Source organism: Pseudomonas sp. TH39(2020), assembly GCF_016650715.1.
GTDB lineage: Bacteria > Pseudomonadota > Gammaproteobacteria > Pseudomonadales > Pseudomonadaceae > Aquipseudomonas > Aquipseudomonas mandelii_C.
Window position 1 is genome coordinate 1,384,884 of sequence record NZ_JAEKFF010000007.1, and the last position, 15,131, is coordinate 1,400,014.

General features: G+C 60.4%; 12 protein-coding genes. 4 read left to right on the forward strand and 8 right to left on the reverse strand.

Annotated elements, in window-relative coordinates:
* Window positions 1–390: 390 nt before the first annotated feature.
* From ccoP to ccoN, 4 genes are read right to left on the reverse strand one after another with little or no spacing between them, the layout of a single operon-like run.
* Window positions 391–1,344, reverse strand: coding sequence for a cytochrome-c oxidase, cbb3-type subunit III (ccoP, locus tag JFU47_RS26735; RefSeq protein ID WP_201186866.1), 954 nt, complete (start codon window positions 1,342–1,344; stop codon window positions 391–393).
* Window positions 1,341–1,541, reverse strand: coding sequence for a cbb3-type cytochrome oxidase subunit 3 (locus JFU47_RS26740; protein WP_170206212.1), 201 nt, complete (start codon window positions 1,539–1,541; stop codon window positions 1,341–1,343). The genes ccoP and JFU47_RS26740 overlap by 4 nt, the downstream gene beginning before the upstream one ends.
* 21 nt (window positions 1,542–1,562) lie before the next feature.
* The gene (ccoO, locus tag JFU47_RS26745; RefSeq protein ID WP_123365419.1) at window positions 1,563–2,171 is read right to left on the reverse strand and encodes a cytochrome-c oxidase, cbb3-type subunit II; all 609 of its coding nucleotides are present in this window, start codon (window positions 2,169–2,171) and stop codon (window positions 1,563–1,565) included.
* Between the two features lie 10 nt (window positions 2,172–2,181).
* Window positions 2,182–3,606, reverse strand: a complete 1,425-nt coding sequence (ccoN, locus tag JFU47_RS26750) for a cytochrome-c oxidase, cbb3-type subunit I (RefSeq protein ID WP_140679721.1) — start codon at window positions 3,604–3,606, stop codon at window positions 2,182–2,184.
* Between the two features lie 109 nt (window positions 3,607–3,715).
* On the opposite strand from ccoN, the gene JFU47_RS26755 reads away from it, so the two are divergent.
* Window positions 3,716–4,417: an alpha/beta family hydrolase gene (locus JFU47_RS26755; protein WP_201186868.1), complete on the forward strand. Its 702-nt coding sequence runs from the start codon at window positions 3,716–3,718 to the stop codon at window positions 4,415–4,417.
* A gap of 557 nt (window positions 4,418–4,974) precedes the next feature.
* Here JFU47_RS26755 and JFU47_RS26760 read toward each other — a convergent pair.
* The 3 genes from JFU47_RS26760 to acnA all read right to left on the reverse strand — a co-directional run bounded on the left by JFU47_RS26760 (window position 4,975) and on the right by acnA (window position 10,410).
* Window positions 4,975–6,540: a methyl-accepting chemotaxis protein gene (locus tag JFU47_RS26760; RefSeq protein ID WP_201186872.1), complete on the reverse strand. Its 1,566-nt coding sequence runs from the start codon at window positions 6,538–6,540 to the stop codon at window positions 4,975–4,977.
* Between the two features lie 103 nt (window positions 6,541–6,643).
* A complete protein-coding gene (locus JFU47_RS26765) occupies window positions 6,644–7,435 on the reverse strand; it encodes a CPBP family intramembrane glutamic endopeptidase (RefSeq protein WP_201186873.1) in 792 nt (263 codons plus the stop codon).
* A gap of 233 nt (window positions 7,436–7,668) precedes the next feature.
* Window positions 7,669–10,410, reverse strand: coding sequence for an aconitate hydratase AcnA (gene acnA, locus JFU47_RS26770; protein ID WP_201186874.1), 2,742 nt, complete (start codon window positions 10,408–10,410; stop codon window positions 7,669–7,671).
* A 222-nt stretch (window positions 10,411–10,632) separates the two neighbouring features.
* On the opposite strand from acnA, the gene rlmM reads away from it, so the two are divergent.
* The gene (gene rlmM, locus JFU47_RS26775) at window positions 10,633–11,706 is read left to right on the forward strand and encodes a 23S rRNA (cytidine(2498)-2'-O)-methyltransferase RlmM (RefSeq protein WP_008157308.1); all 1,074 of its coding nucleotides are present in this window, start codon (window positions 10,633–10,635) and stop codon (window positions 11,704–11,706) included.
* A 179-nt stretch (window positions 11,707–11,885) separates the two neighbouring features.
* Window positions 11,886–12,137, forward strand: coding sequence for a sulfurtransferase TusA (tusA, locus tag JFU47_RS26780; protein ID WP_007907805.1), 252 nt, complete (start codon window positions 11,886–11,888; stop codon window positions 12,135–12,137).
* On the opposite strand, the gene JFU47_RS26785 is transcribed toward tusA, so the two are convergent.
* Window positions 12,134–13,543, reverse strand: coding sequence for an MATE family efflux transporter (locus JFU47_RS26785; RefSeq protein WP_140893612.1), 1,410 nt, complete (start codon window positions 13,541–13,543; stop codon window positions 12,134–12,136). The two genes, tusA and JFU47_RS26785, sit on opposite strands and share 4 nt — an antisense overlap.
* A gap of 285 nt (window positions 13,544–13,828) precedes the next feature.
* Between JFU47_RS26785 and pdxB the strand changes: the two genes are divergently transcribed.
* Entirely contained in the window at window positions 13,829–14,971 is a 1,143-nt protein-coding gene (gene pdxB, locus JFU47_RS26790; protein WP_201186875.1) for a 4-phosphoerythronate dehydrogenase PdxB, read from the forward strand.
* The last annotated feature ends 160 nt before the right edge of the window (window positions 14,972–15,131 follow it).

Below are 15,131 nucleotides of genomic sequence, written 5' to 3' on the forward strand. Positions count from 1 at the left end.
GGTCAATGCTTTCAAAAGCTGATTCTGCGGCCTTTCCATGCGCCGCGTAAGGACAAAATTGCCCAAGGGCAAAATGTCGCAGCAGACGAAAATGGTGAGGGGGTCAGGTCGGATGTAACGGGGTGTGTTCAAACACAACGATCGGGTGACAGATGGCAATTGGCACGACAGCCGGTATCTACCAGCCTTTGCGGCTTGTCATCGAGCAGATTCGTCGAACACATCGGGTTGGGTCGACCTGGAACCGGCTCATGCCAGTCCGCATCGGGGGAAGCTTAGACCCGAAACTGGGGAACCGAAAGGAGGACTAACGGAGGGGTGCGACACTTGGTCGCAAAGAAGCAGGGAACTGCCGCATCCGGAAGAATGCGGCAGCAGAGCGGTCGAGATTTATTCGTGTTTGCCTTCAGCCTGCAAACGCTCGGTGCTCAGACCGTGAGACAAGCTGTAAACGTAAGCGGCCAGCAGTTGCACCTTGTCGTTGCCGAGCAGTTCGTTCTGCGCCGGCATATGGCCCTGGCGGCCATGACGAATCGTCTGTTGCAGTTGCGCCAGGCTTGTACCGTAGATAAAACCGGCCGGTTGCGTCAGATTCGGCGCGCCCATGGCTTCAGTGCCCTGGCCGTTTGCCCCATGACAGGCTACGCACATCGTGCTGAACGCTTGCTGTCCGGCGTGCAGGTCGGCACCGTTGTCGGCAGCCAACGGCAGGCCGGCCAGGTCATGGCGCACATACGCCGCGACGTTCTTCACGCCAGCATCACCAAGGATTTCACCCCAGGCCGGCATTGCGGCCATGCGGCCGCCCATGATCGTGGTTTTGATCGTGTCGGCGTTGCCGCCCCAGCGCCAGCTGGTGTCCGCCAGATTCGGAAAGCCAAAGGCACCCTTGGCATCCGAGCCGTGGCAGACCGCGCAATTGGAGGCAAACAGGCGACCGCCCATTTTCAACGCTAGCGGGTCTGTGGCCACTTCTTCCACGGGCATTGCCGCGAATTTGGCGAAGATCGGCCCGAACTTCGCGTCGGCCTTGTTCATCTCCTTTTCCCACTCGTGGACGCCGGTCCAACCGTCCTCGTAACCCGGCAGAATGCCTTTCCAGTTGCCCAGGCCGGGGTAAAGCACCAGATAACCCACGGCGAACACCAGTGTGCCGGCGAACAGCATGAACCACCATTGCGGCAGCGGGTTGTCGTACTCCTCGATGCCGTCGAAGCTGTGGCCCATGGTCTGGTCGACACTGCCCTTGGTTTCGCCCTTGCGGGTGCCGACCAGCAGCCAGGTCAGGCCGATCAGGCTGCCAATGGTCAGTACGCAGATCCACGTACTCCAGAAGGTGGTCATGGCCGGGTACTCCTTGTTTCAGGTTCTTGGGTGGCGTCGTCGGATAGGGGTTCATCGGCGAACGGCAGCAAACGCGCTTCGGCGAATTCCGGATTGCGCTTGCTGTTGAACACCCACAGCGTCAGGCCGACGAAGGCTACGAACACCACGACCGTGCCCAGGCCGCGGATCATTCCACTGCTCATTTCGCTTACGATTTCAAAGGGCATGGCCATGGCTCACCTCTTGCTCTTGATGGATGTGCCGAGCACTTGCAGGTAAGCGACCAGCGCGTCCATTTCGGTCTTGCCCTCGAGCGAGGCGACTGAGCCGGCGATGTCATCGTCGGTGTACGGCACGCCGAGGGTGCGCATCGCCTTGATCTTGCCTTCGGTGTGGCTGCTGTCGAGTTGATTGGCGACCAGCCACGGATAGCCGGGCATTTTCGATTCCGGCACCACGTTGCGCGGGTTGTACAAGTGCGCCCGGTGCCAGTCTTCGGAGTAGCGACCGCCGACCCGGGCCAGGTCAGGACCGGTACGTTTCGAGCCCCACAGGAACGGGTGATCCCAGACGCTTTCACCGGCCACCGAGTAGTGGCCGTAACGTTCGGTCTCGGCACGGAACGGCCGGATCATCTGCGAATGGCAACCGACGCAGCCTTCGCGGATGTAGATGTCGCGACCTTCCAGTTGCAGCGCGGTGTAGGGCTTCATGCCTTCCACCGGTTTATTGGTCACGTCCTGGAAGAACAGCGGGACGATCTGGGTCAGACCGCCAATGCTCACGGCCAGTACCATCAGCAACATCAGCAGGCCGACGTTTTTCTCGATTGTTTCGTGTTTCATGGCGGCCTCCTCAGGCGATCTGCGCAGCAGCGGCGGCTTCGGCAGGCTGCGAAGCCCGCACGGTGCGCCAGGTGTTGTAGGCCATCAGCAACATGCCGCTGAAGAAGATCGCACCGCCTACCAGGCGCACGACGAAGCCTGGGTGGCTGGCCACCAGGGTTTCGACGAAGGAGTAGGTCAGCGTGCCGTCGTCATTGACTGCGCGCCACATGAGGCCCTGGGCGATACCGTTGACCCACATCGAAGCGATGTAGAGCACGGTGCCGATGGTCGCCAGCCAGAAGTGCGCGTTGATCAGGCCGATGCTGTGCATCTGCGTGCGACCGAAGATTTTCGGGATCATGTGGTACAGCGCGCCGATGGAGATCATCGCTACCCAACCGAGGGCGCCGGCGTGAACGTGGCCGATGGTCCAGTCGGTGTAGTGGGAGAGGGCGTTGACCGTTTTGATGGCCATCATCGGCCCTTCGAAGGTCGACATGCCGTAGAACGCCAACGAGACCACGAGGAAGCGCAGGATCGGGTCGCTGCGCAACTTATGCCAGGCGCCCGACAGGGTCATCATCCCGTTGATCATCCCGCCCCAGCTCGGCGCCAGCAGGATCAGCGACATCACCATGCCCAGCGACTGTGCCCAGTCCGGCAGCGCGGTGTAGTGCAAGTGGTGCGGACCGGCCCAGATGTACAGGGTGATCAATGCCCAGAAGTGCACGATCGACAAGCGATAGGAATACACCGGACGCTCGGCCTGTTTCGGCACGAAGTAGTACATCATCCCGAGGAAACCGGCGGTGAGGAAAAAGCCGACGGCGTTGTGCCCGTACCACCACTGAACCATGGCATCGGTCGCACCGGCGTACACCGAGTAAGACTTGGTAAAGCTCACCGGCAGCTCAAGGTTGTTGACGATGTGCAGAATCGCCACGGTGATGATGAACGCACCGAAGAACCAGTTGCCGACGTAGATGTGCTTGGTCTTGCGCTTGGCCAGCGTACCGAAGAACACGATGGCGTAAGCGACCCAGACGATGGTGATCAGGATGTCGATCGGCCATTCCAGTTCGGCGTATTCCTTGGAGCTGGTGTAACCCAGCGGCAGGCTGATAGCGGCCAGCAGAATCACCACTTGCCATCCCCAGAAGCAGAACGCGGCGATTTTTGGTGCAAACAGTTGGGTCTGGCAGGTGCGTTGCACCGAATAGAACGAACTGGCGAACAGGGCGCAACCGCCGAAGGCGAAGATCACTGCGTTGGTGTGCAGCGGGCGCAGACGCCCGAAACTGGTCCACGGCAGATTGAAGTTGAGTTCAGGCCAGACCAATTGAGCCGCGAGAAAAACCCCGAGCCCCATGCCGACGATGCCCCACACCACCGTCATAATGGCGAATTGGCGGACCACCTTGTAGTTGTAGGCGGTACTGATAGAAGTGTTCATGGTTCCCCATCCACGGTTCAGCCGAAGTGAAGGCCTGTCTTTGCGAGTAAGCCGCACGGCAGACGCTCCCTTCGCCTGGAGTTATAGGCAGACTAAAAGCGAGGCAAGCATGGACAAAGAGCACAAGGCCAGTATTGACGGGGATCAATGGGCGCGGTGTGTGCGGGATCATGGATGGTTGTGGAATGAGGCGGCTTCAAAGGCCTCGGCGGAACCTGTGACGCTGATTCTCGCCCATGGCGCGGGCGCACCAATGGACAGCGGCTGGATGAACGACATGGCTGCGCGCCTTGCAGCTCAAGGCGTCAATGTGCTGCGCTTTGAGTTTCCCTACATGGCGCAACGCCGCATCGATGGTGGCAAGCGTCCTCCGAACCCGGCCACGAAACTGCTTGAGTGCTGGCGTGAGGTCTATGCGGTGGTGCGACGCCATGTCGCTGGTCGTCTGGCCATTGGCGGCAAGTCCTTGGGTGGGCGGATGGCGAGTTTGTTGGCGGATGAATTGGGGGTGGATGGTTTGGTGTGCCTGGGGTATCCGTTTTATGCGGTCGGTAAGCCCGAGAAGCCACGGGTTGAGCATTTGGCCGCGCTCAAGACACCGACGTTGATTGTTCAGGGCGAACGGGATGCGTTGGGGAATAGGGAGGCCGTCGAGGCTTACGCGTTGGCGCCGAGTATCGAGGTGTTCTGGCTGGTCGCGGGGGATCATGATTTGAAGCCGTTGAAGGCTTCGGGGTTTACCCATGAGCAGCATTTGGCGGCTGCGGCGGGCAGGGTAGCTGCATTTCTTCAGGGCCAGCCCTCACCCTAACCCTCTCCCAGAGGGAGAGGGAACTGACCGAGGTGTTTTTCGCGAAGCATCGACCTGAAAAATCGAGTCGGACTCAGGTTCTGGAAACGATAAAGATTGGCTCCCTTTCCCCCTCTCCCAGAGGGAGAGGGAACTGACCGAGGTGTCTTTCGCGAAGCATCGACCTGAAAAACCGAGTCGAACTCAGGTTCTGGAAACGATAAAGATTGGCTCCCTTTCCCCCTCTCCCAGAGGGAGAGGGAACTGACCGAGGTGTCTTTCGCGAAGCATCGACCTGAAAAACCGAGTCGAACTCAGGTTCTGGAAACGATAAAGATTGGCTCCCTTTCCCCCTCTCCCAGAGGGAGAGGGAACTGACCGAGGTGTTTTTCGCAAAGCATCGACCTGAAAAACCGAGTCGAACTCAGGTTCTGGAAACGATAAAGATTGGCTCCCTTTCCCCCTCTCCCCATTGGGGCGGTCCGACGTTTCGGGAGGGCTGGGGTGAGGGTGGATTTCAAGAGCAACACAAGTCTCAAGACCTACCCGACAATCCGAATAGTAGTCTCCAGCAACGATCAGCGGTTAAACCGCTCCACCAACGAATACTGGGTATTCGCTGTCTTCGTCAGCTCTTCACTCAACAGTGCCGAGTGTTGCGCCTGTTCCGAGGTCTGATCCGCCAGGTGCGAGATGTTGCTGATGTTGCGGCTGATCTCTTCGGCGACAGCGCTTTGCTCTTCGGTCGCTGCAGCGATCTGGGTGGTCATGTCGGTGATGTTGGCCACCGCTTCGCTGATCCCCACCAGTGCCTGGTCCGCTTCCAGTACCCGCGCCACACCTTCTTCGGCCTGGCGATGGCCGGCCTCCATGGTTTGCACCGCCGTGCTGGCGGTTTGCTGGAGCTTGGCGATCAGGGCGTGGATCTGCCCGGTGGATTCGCTGGTGCGTTGCGCCAGTTGACGGACTTCGTCGGCGACCACCGCAAACCCACGACCCATTTCACCGGCACGGGCCGCTTCGATGGCGGCGTTCAACGCCAGCAGATTGGTCTGGTCGGCGATGCCTTTGATCACATCGACCACGCCACCGATTTCGTCGCTGTCCTTGGCCAGTTGGGTCACGGTCAGCCCGGTTTCACCCACCACCACCGACAGGCGCTGGATGGCTTCGCGGGTTTCCCCGGCGATGTCGCGGCCGCGACCGGTCAGGCGATTGGCTTCCTGAGTCGCATCGGCCGTGCGCTGCACGTGGCTGGCGACTTCCTGTGTGGTGGCGGCCATCTGATTGACGGCGGTGGCCACTTGTTCGGTTTCGACACGTTGGCGTTCCAGGCCATTGGAGCTGTTGTGCGCCAGGGTGTCGGACTGTTTCGCTTGGTCGCTCAGGTGCTCGGCGGTGTCCTGCAGACGGGTCAGGCAGGTTTTCAGGCGGGCTTCCTGGCTGAGGATCGACATCTCCAGGCGTGCTTGAGCGCCGCGGCTGTCGGTGTACATCTGCGCAATCAGGGGGTCGGAGGTGGTCTGCCCGGCCAGGTGCAGCAGACGCTTGAGGCCGCGCTGTTGCCAGCTCAACCCCAACAGACCCAATGGCACCGACAGGCCAGCGGCCAACGCAAAACCCCATTGGGAATTGAGCGATGCACCGATCATGAAGCTCAGCTGGCTGACCAGAATGAACGGCAGCCAGTCCTGCAGCACCGGCAGCCATTTGTCCGTTGAAGGAATCGCCGACTTGCCCTGGTTGATGCGTTGGTAGAGCGCTTCGGCACGGCGGATCTGCTCGGCGGTGGGTTTGATCCGCACCGATTCGTAACCGACCACCTGATTGCCCTCGAAAACCGGCGTGACATAGGCGTTAACCCAGTAGTGATCACCGGTCTTGCAGCGATTCTTGACAATGCCCATCCATGGCAAGCCTTGTTTCAGTGTGCCCCACATGTGCGCGAACACTGCGGCCGGGACGTCAGGGTGACGGACCAGGTTATGCGGCGCACGGATCAGCTCTTCACGAGAATACCCACTGATCTCAACGAAAGCGTCGTTGCAATAAGTGATCACGCCCTTGGCATCGGTGGTGGAAATCAACCGTTGCTGAGCCGGGAAGGTCCGTTCGCGTTGTGTAATGGGCTGGTTGTTACGCATGGCTTTTTCAATCCGCAAGGCTTTGACTGGTTGTCGGCATCGTCAGCCATTTATTGAGATTATTTTTCAGTAATCAGTGGCGCGTCGCAAAACGCCCCTTGCGTCAGCCTGCGAGCATCGGATAGGTGAACAGCCCGAAGTGCAGCAGGTTTAGGCCGAAATGGGTGGCGATGGCCGCACCCAAGCCACCAAAACGGTAGGCCAGACCATAGCCGACCCCCGCCAGACCCGCCAGCAACACCCATTGCCAGCCGGCGCCCACGTGCACCAGGCCGAACAGCAGTGAGGCGAGGAGCAGGGCGAGGTTTTCACCGTGGGGCAGGTTTTTGAAGTGCCGGGCCAGACCGCCCTGGATGTATCCGCGAAACAACGCTTCCTCGACCAGCGTCACCAGCAGCAGGTTGTTAAACAGCCACAGCCAGGCTTGATCCGGCCACTTCGGTGCCCAGCTGATCACGCCCAGCAACAGCGCGCCACCCAAGGCCAGCGCGGTGCTCAACGTCAGCCCCAGCGCGGTGGCATAGATGGAAAGGCGCAGCGAACGTCGACCGACAATCCACGGGCAAGCCAGCAAAAGCCAGAATCCGATCAGGGGTTTGTCCAGATTCAGGTACATGAAAAACGGCACGGCATCGTCGGTGAATCGCCGAGAGGCGAAACCACGACCGTTGTAGAAACCGGGAAGCCAGTGCATCGCCAGTGCCAGGACCAGGACGAAGAACACCCCATGACCGAGGTAGCGGCCGGCTTGAACCTTTTGCTGGCGCACGGCGAAACCTGTGAACAGCAACAATGCGACGGAGATGACGGCAAGCCAGCCGAGTTGGCCGTAAATCAGTGCCAGACCATAGCCGAGGGAGAGGAGGGCCAGGTAGTTCCATGGCAGAGCAAGCATTTGAAATCCTTGTGTTCAGAAATTTGCAGGGCGACTCGGTCCATGTGGGAGCGAGCCAGCTCGCGAATGCGGTGAATCAGTCAGTGATGATGTTGATTGTTACGGCCCCTTCGCGAGCAGGCTCGCTCCCACCTTGGTTTTGTGTCGGGACATAAAAGTGTGAGGCGATTATAGAGACGCCCGTGGCTGAAACAAAAACACCGCCCGAAGGCGGTGTTTGTGTCAGCGGCCGGTTACGACGCAATCAACTGTCGCAACACGTAATGCAAAATCCCCCCCGATTTGAAGTACTCCACCTCATTAAGGGTATCGATCCGGCACAACACCTCGACTTTCTCGCGGCTGCCGTCTTCACGGCTGATGACTAGCGTCAGGTTCATTCGCGGCGTCAGCTCGACGCCGCTCAAACCCAGAATATCCAGCGTTTCCTTGCCGGTCAGGTTCAGGCTCTTGCGGTTTTGATCCAGCTTGAACTGCAACGGCAACACGCCCATGCCCACCAGGTTGGAGCGGTGAATCCGTTCGAAACTTTCCGCAATGACCGCTTTGACTCCCAGCAGATTGGTGCCCTTGGCTGCCCAGTCACGACTCGATCCGGTGCCGTATTCTTGCCCGGCAATCACCACCAGCGGTGTGCCCGAGGCTTGATAGCGCATGGCTGCGTCGTAGATCGGCATCCTCTCCCCGGTGGGAATGTAAATCGTATTGCCGCCTTCTTCGCCACCGAGCATTTCATTACGGATACGGATGTTGGCAAAGGTGCCGCGCATCATCACTTCGTGGTTGCCGCGACGCGAGCCATAGGAGTTGAAGTCCCGTGGTTCCACGCCTTTCTCGCGCAAGTAATGGCCTGCCGGGCTGTCTGCCTTGATGTTGCCGGCCGGGGAGATGTGATCGGTGGTTACCGAGTCGCCGAGCAATGCGAGGACTCTGGCACCGGCGACGTCCTTGACCACCGGCGGCGGCCCGCCGATGTCATCGAAGAACGGTGGATGCTGGATGTACGTCGAGTCATCCTGCCAGACATAGGTCGCTGCTTGCGGCACTTTGATTGCCTGCCATTGCTCATCGCCGGCAAACACTTCGGCGTATTCCTTGTGGAACATCGCGGTGTTGACCTGGTTCACCGCGTCGGCGATCTCTTTGGTGCTTGGCCAGATGTCCCGCAGATAAACCAGATTGCCCTCTTTGTCGGTACCCAAAGGCTCGCTGCTGATGTCGATGCGAACCGTGCCGGCCAGCGCATAGGCGACGACCAGCGGCGGGGAGGCCAGCCAGTTGGTTTTCACCAGCGGATGCACGCGGCCTTCGAAGTTGCGGTTGCCCGACAGCACCGAGGCGACGGTCAGGTCGGCGGCCTGAATGGCTTTTTCGATCGGCTCCGCCAATGGCCCGGAGTTGCCGATGCACGTGGTGCAGCCGTAGCCGACCAGGGCAAAACCCAGTTCATCAAGGTACTGGGTCAGGCCCGCAGCCTTGTAGTAGTCGGTGACCACTTTCGAGCCTGGAGCCAGCGAACTCTTGACCCACGGTTTGCGCTTGAGGCCTTTCTCCACCGCTTTCTTCGCCACCAGGCCGGCGGCCATCATCACGCTCGGGTTGGAGGTGTTGGTACAGGAGGTGATCGCGGCGATCACCACCGCACCGTTTTTCAATCGATAGGTCTGGCCGTCGTATTCGTAGTCGGCTTCACCGGCCAGATCGGCATTGCCCACTGCGACGCCACCGCCGCCTTCACTTTCGAGGCGACCGACTTCCTTGCTGGTGGGTTTGAAATGCAGGTCGACGAAGTCACTGAACGCTTGCGCGACATTCGGCAGCGATACCCGGTCCTGGGGGCGTTTCGGCCCGGCAAGGCTGGCTTCGACGCTGCCCATGTCCAGCGCCAGAGTGTCGGTGAACACCGGTTCCTGGCCCGGCAGGCGCCACAGGCCCTGGGCTTTGCTGTAGGCCTCGACCAGTTTCACGGTCTCGCTGGTGCGACCGGATAAACGCAGATAGTCCAGGGTGATGTCGTCCACCGGGAAAAAGCCGCAGGTGGCACCGTATTCCGGGGCCATGTTGGCGATGGTCGCGCGGTCGGCCAGCGGCAGGTCGGCGAGGCCGTCACCGTAGAACTCGACGAATTTGCCGACCACGCCTTTCTTGCGCAGCATCTGGGTGACGGTCAGCACCAGGTCGGTGGCGGTGATGCCTTCCTTGAGCTTGCCGGTGAGTTTGAAGCCGATCACTTCCGGGATCAGCATCGACACCGGTTGGCCGAGCATCGCCGCTTCCGCTTCAATCCCGCCGACGCCCCAGCCGAGCACGCCGAGGCCGTTGATCATCGTGGTGTGAGAGTCGGTGCCGACCAGGGTGTCCGGGAAGGCATAGGTGCGGCCGTCCTCGTCCTTGGTCCAGACTGTGCGCCCCAGGTATTCCAGATTCACCTGGTGACAGATCCCGGTGCCCGGCGGCACCACGCTGAAGTTGTTGAAGGCGCTTTGGCCCCAGCGCAGGAACGCATAACGTTCACCGTTGCGCTGCATTTCGATGTCGACGTTTTGTTCGAAGGCGCTGGCGCTGGCGAATTTGTCGACCATCACCGAGTGGTCGATCACCAGATCCACGGGGGAGAGCGGATTGATACGCTGCGGGTCGCCGCCGGCCTTGGCCATGGCGGCGCGCATGGCGGCCAGGTCGACCACGGCAGGCACGCCGGTGAAATCCTGCATCAGCACCCGCGCCGGGCGGTACTGGATTTCGCGATCGGAGCGACGTTCCTTGAGCCAGGCGGCAATCGCCCTGAGGTCGGCGCCGGTGACGGTTTTTTCATCTTCCCAGCGCAGCAGGTTTTCCAGCAGCACTTTCAACGACATGGGGAGTTTGTCCAGGTCGCCGAGGCTCTTGGCAGCGTCGGGCAGACTGAAATAGTGGTAGGTCTTGTCGTCGACTTGCAGGGTTTTAAGGGTGTTCAGGCTATCGAGGGACGGCATTGCGATCACTCCTTTGAGTCCGCACGGCTACGGACTGAGGGGACGGACAGAGCATTAAAACTAGCCCTGTTTTAAGTAGCTGGCTAATAACTGGACTCTATCGACAAGTCCGAGGTTCCGAACTCGGCTATCATGCGCCGGTTTTCGTGACAGGCTTTGCTTCAACGCAAGTCTGGGCATCGCGCAGTGGCTGAATTCTTCGCCAACTGCCCAGGAGTAAGAATGAACACCCTCTTTATGCATTGCCGGCCGGGCTTCGAAGGCGAAGTCTGTTCCGAGATTTCCGAACACGCCGCGCGGCTGAACGTGGCCGGCTATGCCAAGGCCAAGACCGCCAGCGCCTGCGCCGAATTCATCTGCACCGAAGAAGACGGCGCCGAGCGCCTGATGCGTGGCCAGCGGTTCGCCGATCTGATCTTCCCGCGCCAGTGGGCTCGCGGGATCTTCATCGATCTGCCGGAAACCGACCGCATCAGCGTGATCCTCGCGCACATGGCAGACTTCCCGCTGTGCGGCAGCCTGTGGCTGGAAATGGTCGACACCAACGATGGCAAGGAACTGTCGAACTTCTGCAAGAAGTTCGAAGGCCACCTGCGCAAGGCGCTGATGGCCGCTGGCAAACTGGTTGAAGATGCCCACAAACCGCGTCTGTTGCTGACCTTCAAAAGTGGCCGCGAAGTGTTCATGGGCCTGGCCGAGTCGAACAACTCGGCGATGTGGCCGATGGGCATTCCGCGGCTGAAGTTTCCACGTGAAGCGCCGAGCCGTTCGACGCTGAAACTGGAAGAGGCCTGGCACCATTTCATCCCGCGCGATCAGTGGGACGAGCGTCTGCACAGTGACATGACTGGTGTCGACCTTGGCGCCGCTCCCGGCGGCTGGACCTGGCAACTGGTCAATCGCGGCATGCTGGTGACTGCGATCGACAACGGCCCGATGGCCGAAAGCCTGATGGACACCGGTCTGGTGCAACACTTGATGGCTGACGGCTTCACCTTCAAGCCCAAGCAACCGGTGGACTGGATGGTCTGCGACATCGTCGAGAAACCGGCGCGCAACGCCGCGATGCTGGAAGAATGGATTGGCGAGGGGCATTGCCGCGAAGCGGTGGTCAACCTCAAACTGCCGATGAAACAGCGTTACGCCGAAGTGAAGCGTTTGCTGGAACGCATTGCCGACGGGTTCAAGGAGCGCGGTATTCGGGTCGAGATCGGTTGCAAGCAGCTGTACCACGACCGTGAAGAAGTGACCTGCCATTTGCGTCGACTTGACGTAAAGAAACCGAAATCCCGCTGAATCACACGGACCCATGTGGGAGCGAGCCTGCTCGCGAAGGCGGTAGATCAGCCGGCATTTATGTTGAATGACCCACCGCTTTCGCGAGCAGGCTCGCTCCCACAGGGATCGGTGTAACGCCACAGATGACCGAACACCCGGCAATGCGCGACAATGCCGGCAAGTTTCAGGAGTGAATCATGAGTGAAATGATTGATACGCCGGTTGACGGCACCCTCGACGCCACCGGCCTCAACTGCCCGGAACCGGTGATGATGCTGCACCAGCACATCCGTGACCTGGTGCCCGGCGGCCTGCTCAAGGTGATCGCCACGGACCCGTCGACCCGTCGCGACATTCCCAAGTTCTGTGTGTTTCTCGACCACGAACTGGTGGCGCAGCACGAAGAGGCAGGTACCTACCTCTACTGGATCCGCAAGAAACTTGCTTAACCCGCCGAATGGCTGATGCGGATCCGCTTGCGTGCACTGCGCGTCAGGCGGATCGACAGCATCAACGCTGCGCAACTCAAGCCGACAATCAAACCCTGCCACAGCCCGCTCGGGCCGCTCGGCGCGCCGAACCAATCGGTCAGGCCCAACGTGTAACCCACCGGCAAACCAATCCCCCAGTAAGCGAACAGCGTCAGGATCATCGTCACCCGAGTGTCCTGATAGCCGCGCAACGCGCCGGCAGCCGTCACCTGGATCGCATCGGAAAACTGGAACAGCGCCGAATACACAATCAGCATCGCCGCAACATGAATCACCGTCGGGTCGGCGGTGTAGATCGTTGCGATGTGTTCACGCAGCAACAGCATCATGCTCGCGGAAATGCACGCATAGGCCAGTGCCGTGCCCATGCCGACACCGGCGGCGAAACGGGCTTCACGCGGCTCCTGACGGCCGAGCGCCTGGCCGACCCGCACGGTCACGGCCATGCCAAGGGAGTAGGGGATCATGAACACCAGCGAACTGAAGTTCAGCGCGATCTGGTGTCCGGCCACCACCGTTGCCCCGAGGCTGCCGATCAGCAGCGCAATCACGGCGAAGATGCTTGACTCGGCGAACACCGCGATGCCGATCGGCAGGCCGATGCCCAGCAGGCGTTTGATCACCGACCACTGCGGCCAGTCGAAACGGCTGAACAACTGACTCGACTGATACGCTGGCGCCCAGCGCTCCCACCCGGCCATGCCCAGCGCCATCACCCACATCACGATCGCCGTGGCCCAGCCGCAACCGACACCGCCCATAGCGGGCACACCGAAGTGGCCGTAGATGAAGATGTAGTTCAGCGGTATGTTCAGCGCCAAACCGCACAGACCCAGCACCATGGCCGGACGCGTGCGCCCCAGTCCGTCGCTGAAGCAGCGCAGTACATGGTAGAACGCGACGGCGGGCAAACCGCTGGCGATGCCATGCAGGTACTGCATGCACGGGCCGATCAGTTCGGGATCGACCTTCATGATGTGCAGAATCGGTTCGGCGCTGAATAACATGCCGGTCGCCATCAAGCCCACCACCAGCGCCAGCCAGAGTGCCTGGCGCACGATCGGGCCAATCTCGCTGTGGGTGCCGGCGCCGAAACGCTGGGCGACTTTCGGGGTAGTGGCCAGCAGAGTGCCGGTCATCAACAGAAACACCGGCACCCAGATCGAGTTGCCCAGCGCCACCGCCGCCAGATCCCTTGGCCCGACCCGACCCGCCATCACCGCATCGACGAAGCCCATGGCGGTGGTCGCCAGTTGCGCGATCATGATCGGCAAGGCCAGGCCGAGCAGGTTTTTCAGCTCCAGGCGAACCCGGGCGGGGCGGGTGAGGGAAGTAGCGGCGGGGCGGTCAGTCACGGAATTCAAGGGCGAAACGTCCAAAGATGTTGATGCGCAAGGCGGCGCATTCTACGCCCTGACGCAGTGGTCAGGAAAAGAGCTGTGTTAGGGATTTGTAATCCTTTTCCCCCCACGCACGCTCCCTTGTAGGAGCTGTCGAGTGAAACGAGGCTGCGATCTTTTGATCTTGTCTTTAAAAAACAAAGTCAAAAGATCGCAGCCTCGTTTCACTCGACAGCTGCTACAGGGGATGCGTGCTAGGCGTGACGTGTCATCTGCGCCTACACTGCCGATCCGCCAAAGGAGCCTGCCATGCTGATTGTTGCCGACGAAAATATCCCGCTGCTCGATGCCTTCTTCGAAGGTTTCGGTGAAATCCGCCGGGTGCCGGGACGTTCCATTGACCGCGCCACCGTCGAACAGGCCGATGTGCTGTTGGTGCGCTCGGTGACCAACGTTAACCGCGCGTTGCTCGAAGGCAGCAAGGTACGCTTTGTCGGCACCTGCACTATCGGCACGGATCATCTGGATCTGGATTACTTTCAGCGGGCCGGCATCACCTGGTCCAGCGCACCCGGCTGCAACGCCCGGGGCGTGGTCGACTACGTGCTCGGCAGTCTGCTGACCCTGGCCGAAATCGAAGGTGCCGACCTGACTCAACGCACCTACGGCATCGTCGGTGCCGGTGAAGTGGGCGGCCGATTGGTCAAGGTTCTGCAAGGTCTGGGCTGGAACGTGCTGGTCTGCGATCCGCCAAGGCAAGCCGCAGAAGGTGGCGATTACGTCAGCCTCGAACAGATCATCGAGCAGTGCGATGTCATCAGTCTGCACACGCCGTTGAAGAAACACGGCGCCCAGTTGACCTGGCATCTGCTCGATAAACACCGTTTGAACCAGCTCAAACCCGGCACTTGGCTGATCAACGCCAGTCGTGGCCCGGTGGTGGACAATGCCGCGCTGCGCCAGGTGCTGCTGCAACGCGAAGACCTGCAAGCAGTGCTGGATGTCTGGGAAGGTGAGCCTGAGGTCGACGTGGCACTGGCCGAACTCTGTGTGCTGGCGACGCCGCACATTGCCGGTTACAGCCTCGACGGCAGACAGCGTGGGACGGCGCAGATTTATCAGGCGTATTGCGATTTTCTCGGGCAAGCGGCCCAGATCAGCTTGAACGATTTGCTTCCCGCACCCTGGTTGGCGCAAGTGACCTTGAACGCTAACAGCGATCCCGCCTGGTCGCTGGCCATGTTGTGCCGTGGCGTGTACGACCCGCGCCGCGATGATGCGGATTTCCGTCGCAGCCTTGTAGGCAATGTGAACGAGCAGCGTGCAGCGTTCGATTCACTGCGCAAGCATTATCCGCTGCGGCGTGAGATTGATGGGTTGCAGGTGCGGATCGAGGGGGATGCGCCTGAGTTGCAGAAGATCGTGGCGGCGTTGGGGGCTTCTGCTGTCTGAGCATCGAGTCGGCCCCTTCGCGAGCAGGCTCGCTCCCACATTTAATCTCAGTCGTATACAGACGCTATATCCACTGGAGATCACTGTGGGAGCGAGCCTGCTCGCGAAGGGCCGCACTGCAATTTCTGGATAAGCAGGTATAAAAAACCCGGCCATCAGA

Bases quoted from the DNA above. Each gene is read 5' to 3' on its own strand.
- ccoP (WP_201186866.1), bottom strand. From the start codon at position 1,344: ATGACCACCTTCTGGAGTACGTGGATCTGCGTACTGACCATTGGCAGC.
- ccoO (WP_123365419.1), bottom strand. From the start codon at position 2,171: ATGAAACACGAAACAATCGAGAAAAACGTCGGCCTGCTGATGTTGCTG.
- ccoN (WP_140679721.1), bottom strand. From the start codon at position 3,606: ATGAACACTTCTATCAGTACCGCCTACAACTACAAGGTGGTCCGCCAA.
- JFU47_RS26755 (WP_201186868.1), top strand. From the start codon at position 3,716: ATGGACAAAGAGCACAAGGCCAGTATTGACGGGGATCAATGGGCGCGG.
- JFU47_RS26760 (WP_201186872.1), bottom strand. From the start codon at position 6,540: ATGCGTAACAACCAGCCCATTACACAACGCGAACGGACCTTCCCGGCT.
- JFU47_RS26765 (WP_201186873.1), bottom strand. From the start codon at position 7,435: ATGCTTGCTCTGCCATGGAACTACCTGGCCCTCCTCTCCCTCGGCTAT.
- acnA (WP_201186874.1), bottom strand. From the start codon at position 10,410: ATGCCGTCCCTCGATAGCCTGAACACCCTTAAAACCCTGCAAGTCGAC.
- rlmM (WP_008157308.1), top strand. From the start codon at position 10,633: ATGAACACCCTCTTTATGCATTGCCGGCCGGGCTTCGAAGGCGAAGTC.
- tusA (WP_007907805.1), top strand. From the start codon at position 11,886: ATGAGTGAAATGATTGATACGCCGGTTGACGGCACCCTCGACGCCACC.
- pdxB (WP_201186875.1), top strand. From the start codon at position 13,829: ATGCTGATTGTTGCCGACGAAAATATCCCGCTGCTCGATGCCTTCTTC.